Source organism: Saccharopolyspora sp. ASAGF58, assembly GCF_012277335.1.
Taxonomy (GTDB): domain Bacteria; phylum Actinomycetota; class Actinomycetes; order Mycobacteriales; family Pseudonocardiaceae; genus Saccharopolyspora; species Saccharopolyspora hattusasensis.
Genome location: NZ_CP040605.1, coordinates 6,624,052 through 6,638,930, shown reverse-complemented (window position 1 = coordinate 6,638,930; position 14,879 = coordinate 6,624,052). Strand labels below are relative to the sequence as shown.

General features: G+C 67.9%; 16 protein-coding genes and 1 pseudogene. 11 read left to right on the top strand and 6 right to left on the bottom strand.

The genetic code is table 11. The features are described from left to right. Positions 1 to 42: 42 nt before the first annotated feature. Positions 43 to 270: a hypothetical protein gene (locus FDZ84_RS31175; protein WP_168588785.1), complete on the bottom strand. Its 228-nt coding sequence runs from the start codon at positions 268 to 270 to the stop codon at positions 43 to 45. A 168-nt stretch (positions 271 to 438) separates the two neighbouring features. Further along, positions 439 to 1,290 (bottom strand): LysR family transcriptional regulator, encoded by an 852-nt coding sequence (locus FDZ84_RS31170; RefSeq protein ID WP_168588784.1) that lies wholly within the window; start codon positions 1,288 to 1,290, stop codon positions 439 to 441. A gap of 99 nt (positions 1,291 to 1,389) precedes the next feature. Here FDZ84_RS31170 and FDZ84_RS31165 point away from each other — a divergent pair, with 99 nt between their 5' ends. Next, entirely contained in the window at positions 1,390 to 2,262 is an 873-nt protein-coding gene (locus tag FDZ84_RS31165; protein WP_168588783.1) for a DMT family transporter, read from the top strand. 201 nt (positions 2,263 to 2,463) lie between these two features. Continuing rightward, complete coding sequence (locus tag FDZ84_RS41175; RefSeq protein ID WP_371812930.1) at positions 2,464 to 2,841, top strand: Tn3 family transposase; 378 nt, start codon at positions 2,464 to 2,466, stop codon at positions 2,839 to 2,841. Here FDZ84_RS41175 and FDZ84_RS41170 read toward each other — a convergent pair. Then, positions 2,789 to 2,998 carry a DUF4291 family protein gene (locus FDZ84_RS41170; protein ID WP_210435233.1) on the bottom strand — a complete coding sequence of 70 codons (210 nt, stop codon included), beginning with the start codon at positions 2,996 to 2,998 and terminating at the stop codon, positions 2,789 to 2,791. The two genes, FDZ84_RS41175 and FDZ84_RS41170, sit on opposite strands and share 53 nt — an antisense overlap. A 162-nt stretch (positions 2,999 to 3,160) precedes the next feature. Between FDZ84_RS41170 and FDZ84_RS31145 the strand changes: the two genes are divergently transcribed. From FDZ84_RS31145 to FDZ84_RS31130, 4 genes and pseudogenes are all read left to right on the top strand, one after another. Beyond that, positions 3,161 to 3,925: a class I SAM-dependent methyltransferase gene (locus FDZ84_RS31145; protein WP_168588781.1), complete on the top strand. Its 765-nt coding sequence runs from the start codon at positions 3,161 to 3,163 to the stop codon at positions 3,923 to 3,925. Positions 3,926 to 4,055: 130 nt separating this feature from the next. Continuing rightward, positions 4,056 to 4,324: pseudogene (locus FDZ84_RS39575) on the top strand (transposase family protein); the annotation flags it as partial. Positions 4,325 to 4,338: 14 nt separating this feature from the next. Then, the gene (locus FDZ84_RS31135) at positions 4,339 to 4,476 is read left to right on the top strand and encodes a hypothetical protein (protein ID WP_168584135.1); all 138 of its coding nucleotides are present in this window, start codon (positions 4,339 to 4,341) and stop codon (positions 4,474 to 4,476) included. A 19-nt stretch (positions 4,477 to 4,495) separates the two neighbouring features. Then, the gene (locus FDZ84_RS31130) at positions 4,496 to 4,801 is read left to right on the top strand and encodes a protein-L-isoaspartate O-methyltransferase (protein ID WP_246869256.1); all 306 of its coding nucleotides are present in this window, start codon (positions 4,496 to 4,498) and stop codon (positions 4,799 to 4,801) included. 43 nt (positions 4,802 to 4,844) lie between these two features. Here the strand turns inward: FDZ84_RS31130 and FDZ84_RS31125 are convergent. Next, positions 4,845 to 5,719, bottom strand: a protein-coding gene (locus tag FDZ84_RS31125) for an IS5 family transposase (protein WP_168588780.1) whose coding sequence is annotated in 2 segments (ribosomal slippage) — positions 4,845 to 5,372 and positions 5,375 to 5,719 — 873 coding nt in all. Because the reading frame shifts where the segments join, the coding sequence is not laid out codon by codon here. A gap of 221 nt (positions 5,720 to 5,940) precedes the next feature. Here FDZ84_RS31125 and FDZ84_RS31120 point away from each other — a divergent pair. Together FDZ84_RS31120 and FDZ84_RS38220 are read left to right on the top strand one after the other, a co-directional pair. Then, positions 5,941 to 6,879, top strand: coding sequence for a site-specific integrase (locus FDZ84_RS31120; protein WP_210435232.1), 939 nt, complete (start codon positions 5,941 to 5,943; stop codon positions 6,877 to 6,879). Between the two features lie 114 nt (positions 6,880 to 6,993). Further along, positions 6,994 to 8,049: a VOC family protein gene (locus tag FDZ84_RS38220; RefSeq protein WP_210435231.1), complete on the top strand. Its 1,056-nt coding sequence runs from the start codon at positions 6,994 to 6,996 to the stop codon at positions 8,047 to 8,049. Between the two features lie 138 nt (positions 8,050 to 8,187). Here the strand turns inward: FDZ84_RS38220 and FDZ84_RS31105 are convergent, their stop codons facing one another. Further along, positions 8,188 to 11,271 carry a Tn3 family transposase gene (locus tag FDZ84_RS31105; RefSeq protein ID WP_168588779.1) on the bottom strand — a complete coding sequence of 1,028 codons (3,084 nt, stop codon included), beginning with the start codon at positions 11,269 to 11,271 and terminating at the stop codon, positions 8,188 to 8,190. A 124-nt stretch (positions 11,272 to 11,395) separates the two neighbouring features. On the opposite strand from FDZ84_RS31105, the gene FDZ84_RS31100 reads away from it, so the two are divergent. Beyond that, on the top strand, positions 11,396 to 11,746 hold the full coding sequence (locus FDZ84_RS31100) for a protein-L-isoaspartate O-methyltransferase (protein ID WP_246868559.1): 351 nt from the start codon (positions 11,396 to 11,398) through the stop codon (positions 11,744 to 11,746). Between the two features lie 31 nt (positions 11,747 to 11,777). On the opposite strand, the gene FDZ84_RS31095 is transcribed toward FDZ84_RS31100, so the two are convergent. Further along, positions 11,778 to 12,821 (bottom strand): tyrosine-type recombinase/integrase, encoded by a 1,044-nt coding sequence (locus FDZ84_RS31095; protein WP_168588778.1) that lies wholly within the window; start codon positions 12,819 to 12,821, stop codon positions 11,778 to 11,780. 362 nt (positions 12,822 to 13,183) lie between these two features. Between FDZ84_RS31095 and mug the strand changes: the two genes are divergently transcribed. Both mug and FDZ84_RS31085 read left to right on the top strand, forming a co-directional pair. Further along, positions 13,184 to 13,771 (top strand): G/U mismatch-specific DNA glycosylase, encoded by a 588-nt coding sequence (gene mug / locus FDZ84_RS31090; RefSeq protein ID WP_168588777.1) that lies wholly within the window; start codon positions 13,184 to 13,186, stop codon positions 13,769 to 13,771. 243 nt (positions 13,772 to 14,014) lie between these two features. Beyond that, complete coding sequence (locus FDZ84_RS31085; protein WP_246868558.1) at positions 14,015 to 14,485, top strand: hypothetical protein; 471 nt, start codon at positions 14,015 to 14,017, stop codon at positions 14,483 to 14,485. Positions 14,486 to 14,879: the final 394 nt, after the last annotated feature.

Sequence of the window (14,879 nt, the reverse complement as noted above, 5' to 3'; positions counted from 1 at the left end):
GAAGTCCCTCGAAGGCCAGGCCTCGGCCCGCGAACGCGGCATTCACACCGCCGGCGGCATCCCGGCGGGCACCCCGGACCTGACCTCCAGTGGCGTCTTCGTCACCTCCGGGGCCCGCGTCGAGCAAGCCACCACCGCCGGCCCGATCACCACGTACGGCCAGCACGACATCGTGCTGGACAACTGGGGCGCGGTGAGCACGTGGACCGCGACCACCCCGGTTACGTCCTGCGGGCCCAGCGGGATCGGGTTCGTGAACTTCGGCGACATCGGCCTGCCGTTCGTGCGGGCCCCCATCCGCACGAACGGCAAGGGCGCGCGCGGGTTCAACCTCTACGACGGCTCGCTACGTCGAGATCGAAACCACCGGCGACGGCTCCGTGGGAAGCAGCCGACCTGGCCACCCGCTCCCCGCGTGCTGGCGTCGGGCCGCTGGTGCTACGCCCGGTAGAGGTCGGTGAGCAGGGCGACAGCGTCCTGCGCCGCCGGGTGCGGGTCGTCGCGCCACCAGATCAGCCGCACCGCGACGGGAGCGGCGTTGCGCAGCGGGCGGAAGACCACGCCTGTCCGCGGGTACTGGGTGACGGTGCTCTCCGCGGTGATGCCGACGCAGCGCCCGGTGGCGATGACGGTGAGCCAGTCGTCGACGTCGTGGGTGTATTCGACGGCGGGCCGGTTCTCCGGTGGCCACAGCTCGGTGGTCGTGGTGCCGGTGCGCCGGTCGATGATGAGGGTGCGTTCGCCGAACTCCTCCAGCCGGATGGAACGGCGGCGGGCCCACGGGTCGTCGGAGGCCACGGCGCAGAACCGCCGTTCCAGTCCGACGATGACGCCGTCGAAGCGCCGCTGATCGGGCGGGGTGCGCACGACCGCGATGTCGCAGGCACCTTCGGCCAGCCCAGCGGTGGCGGAGTTGGTGCGGACCAGGTGCAGCTCGACGTCCGGGCGCAGCGCGGTCCACCGACGCTGGAAGTTCACCGTGTGGCGGCCCATCGCGGACCAGGCGTAGCCGATGCGAAGCCGGGAGTGCCCGGAGTTTGCTTCGCGCTCCAGTTCGTCGGCCTCGGCCAGCAGCCGACGGGCGCGGGCGAGGACCTGCATGCCGACGGCGGTGGGGACGACCTCGCGGCTGGTGCGGCGCAGCAGCCGGACGCCGAGGGTGGTTTCCAGCGAGGACAGCGTGCGGGACACCGCCGCCTGGGAGATACCCAGTTCGACGGCGGCGTCGGTGAAGGTGCCCTCGTCGACGATCGCGACCAGGCAGCGCAGCTGCCTAAGCTCCACGTGCATAACCAAAGCGTATAGCTGAGGCATTGGATGCATTTTGCGGAAGCTTCGCCGACGCGCACGCTCTGGTGCATGCAGACAACAGCGCACGCGCAGCGGCCCGTGACCACCCCGGCTCCCATCACCGACAATGGCGGCCGCTACGCGGGTATTGCGATGATGCTCGGCAGCGGGCTGTCCAATCAGGTCGGCGCGGCTATCGGATCGCTGGCGTTACCGGTGATCGGTCCGGCCGGTGTGGTGGCGGTGCGGCAGTGGGTCGCAGCCGTCGCTCTGCTGCTGGTGGGCCGACCGCGGCTGAGGTCGTTTTCCTGGCGGCAGTGGCAGCCGGTCCTGCTGCTGGCCGCGGTGTTCGCGACGATGAACCTCTCGCTCTACAGCGCGATCGACCGCATCGGCTTGGGCCTGGCGGTGACGCTGGAGTTCCTCGGTCCGCTGGCTGTCGCCCTAGCGGCCTCGCGCCGCTTGGTGGGCCTCGGTTGCGCGGTGGTGGCCGCGGCGGGTGTGGTCGCGTTGACCCGGCCGCAGCCGACGACGGACTACCTCGGCATCAGCCTCGCGCTGCTGGCCGCGGTGTGCTGGGCGTCCTACATCCTGCTCAACCGTTCGGTGGGCCGCCGGTTGCCCGGTGCCGAGGGCACCGCGGTCGCGGCTGGGCTGTCGGGACTCTTGTTCGTGCCGATCGGCATCGTCGTGCTCGTCCAGAATCCACCGACGCAGGCCGCGCTTGGGTGCGCTGCGGCAGCGGGCATCCTGTCCTCTGCGCTTCCGTTCCTCATCGACATGCTTGCGCTGCGCCGGGTCCCGGCCCATTTCTTCGGCATCTTCATGAGCATCAACCCGGTCCTGGCGGCCACGGTCGGCCTGGTGTTCCTCGGCCAGACCCTGCAGGCCGGCGAGTGGCTGAGCATCGCGGCCATCGTCACCGCGAACATCGTCAGCGTCATCACCACTAGCCGCCAGCCCGGGGTTTGAAAAATCTTCACGCTGCCGCGGAGCCCGAGGAGCTCGGCTCCGCGACGTCGAGCGCCGCCGAGCCGATGCCTGGCTGAGCTGGGATACGTGGCGCTGGCCTTCGACCTCCACGGCGGGCGCGCGGCCGGCTGCACCTGACGGCGCTGCCCGCCCGAGGCGGAACCGCCGAGCCTGGAGAACCTGCGGGTGCTGACCAACCGGATGCTGCCGAGGGTGGATCTGCCCGAGGTGCTGCTTCAAGTGTTCTCCTGGACCGGCGCCGCGGATGCGTTCACCTCGATCACCGGAGGTAAAGCACGCCTCGCTGATCTGCACATCACGATCGCGGCCCTGTTGGTGGCGGAGTCCTGCAACATCGGCTGGCCGCCGTCCGCACCAGGTCCTGCGCACGGCGGCGATGGACATGCGCCAGATCAAGATCCGCCGGAAAGGCCGCAAGGCCCGAGCGTCCCCCAAGCGACGGCCGCGGCGCGGCCTGGTGCTCAACGAGCCCAGCCGCGGCCCGCACATCCCCGCGTGGATCAGGTCATCCCTCGATACCGAGCCCGGGCTTTTGAGCCCAGTTGCTGCGGTGCGTGAGCCGGCGGAACGACGGCTTGATCCACGTCATGCGGTTGAAGAAAAACGGCCGGGACGAGCCGGTTGGTCTGCAAGGCCAGGTCGGCGACAGCCGATGAGTACGCCTGGTGGGCGAGCGTGCGTCATATTCACCACGGATCTGTCGCAGGGGCAACATGTTTCGCACACTGCCAGCCGTTAGGCACGTCTGGCCAACGATTTTCCGCTCAAACTTCTAGGACGAGCTTGGGGAGACTGCAGTGTCCAGGCGCAGCGCGCGTCGCGTTCCCAGGGCGGATAGTCGGTGGCTGTCCGCGTGGCTTGGTGGGAGGATCACCGAATGTCAGCGGGTTCGTTCGAGAAATTGGTGGCCGAGGCGTCAGCGGTCCCGGTCGATGGTTGGGACTTCTCCTGGTTGGACGGGCGTGCGACCGAGCAGCGCCCCTCGTGGGGTTTCCAGCGGTTGTTGCGTCAGCGAATGGGGGCTGCGTCGGCAGCACTGGACATCCAGACCGGCGGTGGTGAGGTGCTGGCCGGTGCCGGGAACTTCCCCGCATTGATGGCGGCGACGGAGTCCTGGCCGCCGAACATCGCCAGGGCCACCGAGCTGCTGCACCCGTTGGGGGTGGTGGTCGTGGCGGACCCCGACGAGCCCCCGCTACCGTTCGCCGACGGGGCGTTCGACCTGGTCACCAGCCGCCATCCGGCGACCGTGTGGTGGGCGGAGATCGCGCGGGTCCTGAGGCCCGGTGGGACCTACTTCGCACAGCACGTCGGGCCGGAGACCGTGTTCGAGCTCGTCGAGTTCTTCCTCGGGCCGCTGTCCGAGGACATCCGCCGCAAGCGCCATCCCGACGTCGAGAGCGCCGAGGCCGAAGCCGCCGGGCTGGGAGTCGTCGATGTGCGCCTGGAACAGTTGCGGATGGAGTTCTTCGACATCGGTGCCGTCATTTACTTCCTGCGCAAGGTGATCTGGACGGTCCCGGACTTCACCGTAGACCGCTATCGGGACCGGCTGCGTGAACTGCACGAGCAGATCCAACGCCAGGGACCGTTCATCGCCCACTCGACCCGGTTCCTCATCGAGGCCCGCAAACCAGCCTGAATTCCGGCTCTTGTGACTGATCCGTGGGTGCTTTGAACTGGGTTTTTGGGTCTGGAGACGGGGGAACGCCGTTGCTTCGTCTAGGTTTCTGGCTTGTCGAGAGTCAGGAACCGAGGGGACGGAGAACGGTGTGCCGAAGGCCGGTTTATGGCGTGCTGTGGTGGGCGTCGACAGGCGCACGGTGACCGAGGATGTGTATTTCGATGAGACCGCGGAGCGGGTGGTGGTGCACGTGCGCCCGCGTCGGCGTGGGCGCACGTGCGTGGGCGCACGTCCGGGCGGTATGACCGGGGTGAGGGACGGCGCCACTGGCGGGCCCTGGACCTGGGCACCATCCAGGTCTGGCTGGAGGCCGAAGCGCCGCGGGTGCGCTGCCGGGAGCACAGGCCCACCGTGGCGCGGAGATCACGCATGTGTCCGCCGATGCGGCCCAGTGGATCGCCGACACCGCGGCCCGCCGCGCCCCGAACGCGATCCAGCGCAAGCAGCTCCAGGGCCGGCATGATCGGTTCGCGGATCGGTCTCCTACAGCGGTCGTGGCGGGGCGATGATGCAGGTGGAGGCAGTTCCATGCACCCCGCCGGACCTGAGGAGCTCGTGCGCGCGGCCCGTCACGCGGGCGTGACCGATGAGCGCGTGCTCAGGGTGTTGCTTGCGACGCCACGTGAGGTGTTCGTGCCGTTGGAGGCTCGCACTGCCGCCTACGACGATGCGCCGCTGCTGATCGGCCACGGCCAGGTCACGACGCAGCCTTCGTTGTCGGCGCTGATGCTGGAGGGGCTCGCGCTCACCGGCGGCGAACATGTTCTTGAGATCGGCACCGGGGTGGGTTTCCAGACCGCGTTGCTGGCTCGGCTGGCCGGTGATGGGGTTTGAGGAACATCGGAACGGCGGACAGCGCTAGGGTCTGTTTCATATGTCAGAGCCATTCGTTGATCGCCGCGACGACTACTGTGGCCTCGTAACGAACTGCCAACTTGTCGTAACGGGTAGCGACGGCACGATTGCGCTTGAGCCTGTTGATGCCGCACTCCACCGCGTGGCGTTGCTTGTAGATCTCCTTGTCGAACGCCGGTCGGCGACCACCGCGCGAACCGCGGTTCTTGCGATGGCGAATCTGGTCGGCCTTCTCCGGGATGGTGCACCGAATGCCACGTCGCCGCAGGTAGGCACGGTTGGCGCGGGAACCGTACGCCTTGTCCGCCAACACCCGATCCGGACGCGTCCGTGCCCGGCCACGACCGGCACGGGGCACCCTGATCCGCTCCAGGACCGTCTGGAACTGCGGCGAGTCGCCCCGCTGACCGGCAGTGACCACAACTGACAACGGCTTCTGGCCTTGCTCGGTGGACAGGTGCAGCTTCGTGGTCAACCCGCCCCGCGACCGGCCGATCCCGTGATCGTCCGGCTCGACGTCGACACCGCCCGGGGATTCACGCTGGTCAGCCCCTTTTTACGCGCGCCAGCGGCGTGCTGGTGTGCGCGGGTGACGGTGGAGTCCACGCTGACATCCCAGGTGATCAGCCCCTCGGCGTCGGCCCGGGCCTGCAACCGCGTCAGGATCCGTTTCCAGGTCCCATCCCGCTGCCAGCGCCGGAACAGGCCATACACGGTCTGCCATGGGCCGTACCGGTCGGGCAGGTCGCGCCACTGGACGCCGGTACGCACCCGGAATCGAATCCCGTTGATGAGCTGTCGTTTCGGGTGCTTGGGCGGGCGTCCTGACTTCTTGCCCCGGGGTAGCAGCGGTTCGAGCTTCGCCCACTGCTCGTTCGTCAGATCGCCACGTCCCACACGGAGATCATCTCAAACCCAGATCAACTTCTGAAACAGACCCTAAGCCCTGAGCGGTGCTGGTCGGCAGGTTGACCGCTTGTCGTTGCTGTCTCAACATCATCGGTTTCCGCAGATAACCAATGATTATCTGCGGTAGGGTGATCGGCGCCCTGGAAGAACACCGCCCTGCGGGCGCGGTGACTCGCCATGCTTATCTGCGATATTGCTGAGGAGGGCCTGTGGGCACCGTCCACCGTCTCGATGTCCCTCGGTCCGGACCGAAGCTCGGCGGTGCCGTCGATGTCTTCCTGGCGGAGGTGTCCAACCGCAACACCACCCGCGCTTACGCCACCGCGCTGCGGGCACTGGTGGACGAACTCGGCGCGGCGATACCGGTGACGGCGTTGGACGATGAGGCGACGGTGGAGAAGATCGGCCGGTGGTTTGCCCGCCGCTGGGGCAACTCCGCCGCGGCGACGGTCAACGCCAGGTTGGACGCGCTTCGCTCGGCCACCGCCTGGTGGCGTCAGCAAGAGTGGATTAGCGGCGAACCGACCCGTCGTATCCGTCGGCGGCCGCGTACCCCGGATCGCACCCGCGCCGTGGCCCGTGCCGACATCGAGTCCCTGTTGACTCGCCAGCATCTGCCGCTGCGCGAGCGGGCTCTGTGGCGAATGCTGTATGAAACCGCTGCCCGTGCCGAGGAAATCCTCGCCTTGGACCTCGACGAGCTGGATCTGCGCAACCGCTGCGCGAAGGTCCGCCGCAAAGGGGGCGCCGCCGATGTCATCGTGTGGCGCACCGCCACTGCCAGGTTGCTGCCACGTCTGCTGAACGGCAGGAAGACCGGCCCGGTGTTCCTCACCGATCGACGGGCACGGATCGAGCTGCCGTCGGTCGACCTCGATCCGGAATCCGGCCGGGCCCGGTTGTCCTACCGACGTGCCGCCGAGACCTTCGAGCACGCCAGCAAGGACCTGACCGGTGGGCCGTGGACGCTGCACCAACTCCGGCACTCGGCGTTAACCCATGCTGCCGAGGACGGCGCCAACACCTCCACCCTGCTGTCGTACTCCGGGCACACCTCGGTCGCTTCCCTCGCGCGGTACGCGCGAGTCTCACCCGAGGCTTTGGCTCGCTGGCAGCAGGGCCGGGATCCGGCGGCCAGGCGGCGATGAAGGCAGAAAGCTGACTCGGTCTCGGAGCCGATCGTGCACGCGAGGTTTCCCCATCGTCCCAGTTCACACAGTCGGCGACATTGGCTGCACCCGGCCACTGTCATGATGAGGCACATGAGCCAGAGTGTGCCGGTGACGTTGCCCGAGTGGCAGGAGTTCCTCCGCGGCTATAGCGATGACTATCTGCGGATGGCCACGGATGAGGAGTTGGCGCGCCTCGACGGCGTCCAGCGGGAGAATGGGTGGCTGGGCTACGAACCAGCCAGTGAGGAGGCCCTCCGTGTCGCCGAGAAACGCCTGGATGTGCGGCTGCCGCCGAGCTACCGCAACTTCCTGCTCGCCAGCAACGGCTGGCGCGACATCGACCCCGAGTTGAGCGAGCTGTTCCGGGTCGACGAGATCGGTTGGTTCGCTGAGAAAGATCCCGAGCTGCTGGCCGCGTGGACGGAGGCGGGCCTGGATGTCGTGGAGCAGGTCAAGCCGTGCTTGTTGGTGTCAGATTGGTCCGACTGCGCTGTCTACTGGCTGCTGGACCCGACCACGATCGGGCCGGACGGGGAATGGACCGTATACGAGTGGGCGACTGGTGACGGCTCCGATCCTTCGCCGTACCCCAGCTTTGGTGCCCTGGTGGCAAGCGCTCGAGATGTCTTTAACCGATGGAAGACCCACGGTTTCATCCAGAAACAGGGGTACCAGGGCACCGACCCGGCACCTCAAACTCGCCCCGACGCCGCACCGCTTCCCCATGTGACCGCAGCCGACACGTGGCCGCGCCTCATGCGCATCGACCGGCTCGACCACCTGGTGCTGACCGTCGCCGACCCGGCCGCCACGATCGACTTCTACACGCGGGTGCTGGGCATGAAGGCGGTCACCTCCGACGACGGCCGCACGGCGCTGACCTTCGGCCACAGCAAGATCGACCTACGCGTGGCCGGAGAGGATACCGAGGACTCCACGCCCGCCAACCCCGGTCCGGGCACCGCCGAGCTGTGCTTCGTCGTGGACACTCCAGTGCTGCTCCTGATCGACGAGCTCCGGGAGCAGGTGGGGGTGGACATCGAGGCGGGCCCGGTCAGCCGTACCGGTGCACTCGGCCCGATCTACAGCCTCCATCTGCGCGACCCCGACAAAAACCTGATCAAGCTGAGCAACTACCTCGACTGAGCGGGGCTATTCGTCCTTGGGCGAGGTCGGCTCCAGCAGCCGCACCCTGACCTACCACCTCGCTTGACTTGCTTTCGGCTCCGGCGTTGGCAGCGTGGAACAACGCGCGAACACCGGAGCCGAAGAGCATGATTGTCGCTAGTCGATCTCGTCTTCGTCGAGGCTTTCGGAGTCGCGTAGCGGGCGCAGGCGCCCGGCGAGGTCCGGGAGGAGGAACGAGTAGCGCCCCAGGACATTGATGTGATGACGTACGAAAGGCGACAGTCGCACGGCGTCCTCGTCGCGGACCTCGTAGCCACCGGCCCGTAGCTCTTTGATGGCGGCGTCGAGATAGCGGGTGTTGAACAGCACGATCGCGTTGAGCACGAGGCCGAGGGCGCCGAGCTGGTCTTCCATGCCTTCGTAGTAGCGCTGGCGTAGTTCGCCGCGCTGACCGTGGAAGATCCTCCTGGCGAGGGCGTGGCGGCCTTCCTGGAGGTTGGCCTGGGCTTTGATGTCGCGGCGGTAGCCGGTGTCGTCGACCAGACGCAGCACGTGCAGGGTCTTGTGGATCCGCCCGTAGTGGGCGATGGCCTCGCCGAGCGGGGTGGGGTGGCCGTCGCGGGAGAGCATCCGGATCACATCGTGCGCGCGTACAGCGCCGGTGTGGATGGAGGCGGTCACGCGCAGGATGTCCTCCCAGTTTCGCCGCACTTTGCCCAGGTCGATGCGGCCGCGGGCGGCGGTGGCGAACGGGCCGTAGTCGGCCTTGGTGTTGATGCGCCACAGCTTCTGATCCGGCAGGTCGGCCAGCTGCGGCGCGTAGGAGAACCCCGCCAAAGTCAGGAGTCCGAAGACAATGTCGCTATACGAGGCGGTATCTGTCACGATCATCTGCGGTTTCTGCCCGCCATCGCGGTCATAGAGCACGTCCAGCACGTGCAGGGAGTCGCGTGGAGTGCCGGCGACGACTTTCCCGGCGAGGCCGGCGGCCTGATCGTTGACCATGTTCAGCCACGTCGCGCCCCGTTTCTGGCCCCAGTAATGGGGATTGTGGCGGGCGTTGATCGTCTGCACCGGCACGACGAACCGCATCCCGTCCACACTGGCCACATGCCCGCCGCCCCAGATCTGAGCCAGGCCGATGCGGGCCTGTTCGTCGATCAGGGCGGCGTTGGCGGCCTTGAGGGTGTCCATCCGCAGGTAGGTGGCATCGACGTGCGCGAGCCGGTCCCGGGTCAGCGCGGGCACGGCGTGCTTGATAACCGGGGTCCAGCCGATATTGCACGACTCGGATACGAGCAGGGCGGCGATGGTGATGTGCAGGTCAGCCAGGCGGGCCTCGCCGCCGGTTATCGAGGTGAACGCATCCGCCGCGCCGGTCCAGGACAACACCTCTAGCAGCACCTCGGGCAGATCCACACGGGGCAGCATCCGGTTGGTCAGTACCCGCAGGTTCTCCAGGCTCGGCGGTTCCGCCTCCGCCGGGATCGCCGCCAGGTGCAGGCGCCCGGCGTCGTCGAACCGCACTGCGGTGTTCTCCGGAACCCTGGCGGCGACCTCGCGGAAGGTGGCGTCCAGCAGCTCGGCGCGCTCGTCCAGGTGGTCATCGGGGTCGGGTGGCAGACCGAGGCTGGACAGCACCACCGGCTTGGCCGTGGTCCACGCTTTGCCTGCCAGTAGCTTCGCGCGTGGGTCGCCCCACTTGCTGGAGTTGACCGCGAAGATGTCCCGGCGCCGCACACAGCGGTGGAACTGTTCCAGCACGCAGAAGGTGTAGGCCCGCCAGTCCACCGTGCCCGGTTCCAGCTCCGGGGCGTTGAGCACCAGGCGCTTCCAGGAGCCGATCAGCAGCTGCTCGTCGATCTCCGAGCGATCGACCTTGTTGCGGCCACCGCCCCACAACGTCGGCAGATTCCGCAACGCCGCCAGCACCCGTTGACCGTCGGGGGCTGCACCGAAGCGGATCACCTCGCACAACAGCGGCAGGAACGGCCGAACGGTGGCGAACCGTTTCACCAGCACCGCCCGCCATGCCTCGTCCGCATCCGAGTCCGGCGGCCCGGCCAGCTCCACCACCGCGACCAGCGCCTCGGCGAGCTCCGCACGTGGCACCACGGCCTCGATCTCGGCCCACACCTGCGCCAGACTCACCGGCTCCACCGCGGCGCTGTCATCGGCGGACTGGTCGGCGAGGTCGTCGTGAGCGCCGGTGACCTCCAGCAGCACCCCGAACGCCGCCGCGAGCTTCGCCGACGCCTTCCCCAGCTTGGGTAGGGTGCGGAGTTTCTCCTTGGCCGATTCTCGCTCGGCCCGGGCCAGCAGCTTCGAAGCGATCAGCACGTCCAGCAGGTCCAGGGCGTCATCGACCGCCCGGGTTTGCAAATAGGTCACCGTCGCCAGCAGCGTCGCCGCCCGGCGCGAATCACCGTGCCGGCGCAGCAGACTGGCCTTGCCCTGCACCCCATACCGCGACAACTCCGCCAACCTGCGGGGCGGCACGACCTCGGTGTCGACCTCGGCGAACCCCAGCCCCAAAATCTCCGCAGCCCGCTGGAGCGCATCGACCATCGCCGGCCCCGACACCCGCACCGGCGGCCGCCGCAGCTTGTCCAGCTGCGAACTCCGCTGCCCGTCCGGGACTTCCAGCAGTTCATCCAGTGTGGACCGCTGCTCATCGTCAAGCAGCCGGTGCAGCGTCTCCCATAACCGCTGGTTCGCCGCCTCGCGGCGGGACGCGACCAGCCGCACCAGCGTCGTCACGCCCGGCAGCAGCACCCGCCGTTCCCGCAGCCATCCCACTGCCGCGTCGAACAACGCTTTCGGCCCGTCCCCGGTAGTCCAGGCGCGGGCCTCGATCCACTCGCCGAGCTCGCACTCGACCTCGGAAAACTCCCGCCACCGCTCGGTTCGCCGGATCTCCCACTGGTGTTCCAGACGCGTCATGGCCCGCTCGCCGTAGGACTTCACACACGCCGCGTCGTCGATACCGAGTTGCTCGGCGAGGTAGTCGACGAGCTCGACCGGCACGTCCAGCGGATCGTCGAGGAACGCACCGGCGTTGCGAACGGTCACCAGCTGCAAACTGAAGCCGAGCTTGTTGTGATCCCGGCGCTTGGCCTCCACCAGACCCCGGTCGACGTCATCGAGGAAGAAGAACCGCTCCAACTCGGCCCGGGACAACGACTCCGGTAACCGGCTATAGGCCGTGGCCTGCTCATCGGACAAGAACTCAACGGGCAACGAAGTGCCTCCTGCTGCTCACACCGCCCACCGTGGCGGCACCGCGGCGTACCTCAGCAGCAGCCAGCAACCAAGGTCAAATCGCAAACCAGCAGGTCACGGCTTAGCGCTGTCCACCGTTCCGATGTTCCTCAAACCCCGTGATGTGGTCAGCATCGAGTGGTGGGCGGATCTGTCCGGGCAGGCCGGCCGTGTTCTGGCGGCCGAAGGTGCGAGCAATGTCGAGCTGGTCGTCGGAAATGGCAGCCGCGGATTTCCCCAGCGGGCTCCGTTCGACGCGGTGCTGGTCTCGGCCGCTGCACCGGATGTGCCTGCTGCGCTGGTTGAGCAGTTGCGCCCGGGTGGGCGTTTGGTGCAGCCCATCGGTGTGGGCGGCGATGAGCAGGTGGTGCTGTTCGAACGGCGGGAATCGGGACTGCGGCGCGTGGATGTGCTTGCGCTGGCCCGATTCGTGCGGCTGCGGGGCGACGACTGAGCATCATATTTCGTCACCGTGACATAAGTGATCAATGTGATTCCTCTTGGGAATCAGGTGATTCCGGCCCGGTTCGGTGCGTTGCGCTGGCGACGAGGTGCGCCGGGTCGCGGGTCAGGGACAGGGCGACGTGATCGTAGAGCTGGGTGATCGCGGCCGAGGAGTGGCCGAGGGCGTCGCGGCGGTCCTCCAGGGCCGCTCCCCTTTCCCGGGCGATGGTGTTGAAGGCGTGCCGCATCGAGTGCGGGGTGATCCGCTGGGGCATCGGCACCCCGGCCTGGGCTGCCAGGGCCTGCACGAGCCGGTAGACCTGGTGGCGGTTGACGCGCCTGCCGTTCCGGGTGACCAGCAGTGCGGACGTGTCGGCGCCGGACGGGCGGGCCTGAAGGTAGGCGTCGAGCACGGGGGCCAGCGGAGCCGGGATCGGTCGGGTACGGACCTTGCCGCCCTTCATGCGCACGGTCAGCACTCGAAGTCCGTCGCGCTGCCCGAGATCGGCCAGGTCGGCGTTACACAGTTCGGAGACCCGGATGCCCAGGTCGATCAGCAGCATCATGGCCAGGGCCGCTGCCTGCGGGTCAAGGGTGCGGTGCGGATAGCTGCGGCTGCTGGTCAGCATCTGCGCCGCCTGTTGTTCGGACACGCTGGCTGTCGTCGAATGCCGGCGGTCATAGCGCGGGCGGGCGGCGTCGCGAGCAGGGTTGGCGTCGATCGCCCCGGCTCGCACTAGGAAGGTGTACCAGCTGGAGACCGCCGCGAGCTTGCGTGCCCGGGTCGAGGCTGCGAATGGGCGCCCGGTGCGGTGGTTGGTCGCGGCGGCCAGCTGGGCCGCGTACATCTGCACCTCGGGCAGCCGCATCGTCAGCGGGTCGAGGTCGCGCTGGGTGCACCACGCCAGATACTCACGCAGATCGCGTGCGTAGGCGGCGCGGGTGTCCGCGGAGTCGGCGAACGAGCCCAGCCAGGCCGAGATCAACGCGGTGATGGTATGGCCGGTCCGAGTGGTCGCGGCCAGCAGTTCCGTTTGCGTCCCCACCGGCCGGACTCCGCCACCAGACCCCGAGATGATCTCCATGCGCCAACCTTACCGCACATAAGCGCGATTATGCGCGGTGACTCTCCGGCCGTTCTCCTCGCCGAATTTTTGTTTCGTTTAGTTTGTAACGTTATTGAATTCATGTCACGTAATTGATGGCGGGAGCGCGGAGGCGCCGAATTGGGGCTTGCGGGGGCGCAATGGCGCGGCGCTACTGCTCGGGAACACCCACGTCGACCGCTCCCCCGTGCCCCCCGGTGGCCCGCTCGTCAACGGGGCGGCGGTCTTGTGGGGCGACCACCTCGGCCGGGGCTGACCGAGGTGGTCGGATCGCGGTCCGGGGTGTAGTGGCCTCCGGGTTAAAGTCCTGTGTGGTTTGCGGGGACCGGAGGTGGGAGTTGGTGGGGAACCGGCCGAGCGCGCGGGAGCTGGCCGCGGCGGAAGGGGCGAGGATTCCAGACGTCCTCTCCCCCGGTTTGCGGGTGCTGTTCTGCGGGATCAATCCTGGTCTGTGGTCGGGTGCCACGGGTTTCCACTTCGCGCGGCCGGGCAACCGGTTCTGGCCGGCTTTGCACGCCGCTGGGTTCACCCCGCGACTGCTGCGGCCGGACGAGCAGGCGGAGTTGCCTGGTTTCGGGTTGGGCATCACCAATTTCGTGGCGCGGGCCAGCGCGCGGGCGGCGGAGCTCTCGGACGAGGAGTTGCGGGCCGGCGGGATGGCGTTGGTGGAGAAGGTGCGGCGGTTTCGGCCGGAATGGGTGGCAGTGGTAGGAATCACCGCTTACCGGGTGGCTTTCGGCGAGCGGCGGGCGACGGTGGGCCGGCAGGACCGCCGGATCGAGAGGGCCGGAGTGTGGGTGTTGCCGAATCCCAGCGGGCTCAACGCGCATTGGACGACGGGCACCCTGGCTGCGGAGTTCCGCCAGTTGCGGCAGGTCGCGATGGGCGACGAGGCGCCGCAGCAGGGGCTTGGCGGTAGCGGCGGCTGACCCGGATCGGGCCGCCGGCGGGACGTTGTCGCAAACGATGCTGGCAGGACTGGGTTTTCCGGCAACTGGGCGGATCTTGATTACGCCGAATGGCCGCGTTGGTACTGGGTGTGATCGCGGGACGAGAGCTAGGGAACACGGGGTGTGCTTTATCTGTCCGTTACCGGTAGGGTCTGATCCGCCGGTGAAGGAATCCCCTGATCTGGCGACATTGGCCGTTTGTCCCCCGCAGAGTCGATACGGATGACTATTCAAGACGACCTTGCTCGACCGTGGTTCCAGCCCGTGGTCGCGTCGGAAGACCAGCAATCGCGACTGGACCCGGGACCGCCGACTACCCGCATCGTGGGCCAGCTGCCCCTGGATGAGGTGTTCGTCCCGGCCCGCCCGGCGGTGCCACCACCACCGATGGCCAACGCCCCGTCGCGGGTGGAGGTCACCCAGCCCTACATTCCCGCGATTCGCGATGAGCAGCCCCAGTTCGCCAAGCGGTTCAACGCCGACCCGTCGGCTGCGGCCGCGGGTATGACGGGTCCACAGCCACAGCCACAGCCACAGGCGTCGGCTTCGGTCGCGGCGCCGACCGAGCGGACCAAGCCGGTCGCGCAGGCTCCGGCTGCGCCGGTGAAGAAGCGCAGCCTGGTTCGCCGGGTGGTGCGTCGTATCATCGGTCCTGATCTGCTGCGCAAGGATCCGCCTAAGAAGAGGCGGTAGTAGCGGAGCGAGAAAGCGGTGGCCTTGGCACTGGCGCAGACCTGCATCCTGCGCTGGTGCCAAGGCCACTGTTGTTTCGTGGGCCGTGTTCCCGGCCGTCAGGTCAGGTCGGGGGTTGAGACTGGTGAGGTCGCGTATTCAACTGTCGCGAGTTCCCCGTGGATGTAGCGGTGAGTGATCGCCAGGGGCGTATTGGCTCCAGGTGGTGCCGGCCTGGGTGACGAGCCTGGTTGTGGTGACGGGGTGGTAGCCGAGTGCGTCAGCGACGTTGGAGCGGTTCTTCTTCCTAGACGACGCGGACCGGGAGCTGATCGAGGGCAAGCGGCGGGCCCATTGACAACACCACGCCGGTGCTGACAAATTTCTTGATCGCAGCGGTGGCGCCGCATCCGCG

What these genes read in the sequence shown, in the direction of transcription:
- FDZ84_RS31100 (WP_246868559.1), top strand. Translation starts at nt 11,396, where the DNA reads ATGTTCCTCAAACCCCGTGATGTGGTCAGCATCGAGTGGTGGGCGGAT.
- FDZ84_RS31130 (WP_246869256.1), top strand. Translation starts at nt 4,496, where the DNA reads ATGCACCCCGCCGGACCTGAGGAGCTCGTGCGCGCGGCCCGTCACGCG.
- FDZ84_RS31085 (WP_246868558.1), top strand. Translation starts at nt 14,015, where the DNA reads ATGACTATTCAAGACGACCTTGCTCGACCGTGGTTCCAGCCCGTGGTC.
- FDZ84_RS31095 (WP_168588778.1), bottom strand. Translation starts at nt 12,821, where the DNA reads ATGGAGATCATCTCGGGGTCTGGTGGCGGAGTCCGGCCGGTGGGGACG.
- FDZ84_RS38220 (WP_210435231.1), top strand. Translation starts at nt 6,994, where the DNA reads ATGAGCCAGAGTGTGCCGGTGACGTTGCCCGAGTGGCAGGAGTTCCTC.
- FDZ84_RS41170 (WP_210435233.1), bottom strand. Translation starts at nt 2,998, where the DNA reads ATGTTGCCCCTGCGACAGATCCGTGGTGAATATGACGCACGCTCGCCC.
- FDZ84_RS41175 (WP_371812930.1), top strand. Translation starts at nt 2,464, where the DNA reads ATGCTGCCGAGGGTGGATCTGCCCGAGGTGCTGCTTCAAGTGTTCTCC.
- FDZ84_RS31170 (WP_168588784.1), bottom strand. Translation starts at nt 1,290, where the DNA reads ATGCACGTGGAGCTTAGGCAGCTGCGCTGCCTGGTCGCGATCGTCGAC.
- FDZ84_RS31175 (WP_168588785.1), bottom strand. Translation starts at nt 270, where the DNA reads ATGTCGCCGAAGTTCACGAACCCGATCCCGCTGGGCCCGCAGGACGTA.
- FDZ84_RS31145 (WP_168588781.1), top strand. Translation starts at nt 3,161, where the DNA reads ATGTCAGCGGGTTCGTTCGAGAAATTGGTGGCCGAGGCGTCAGCGGTC.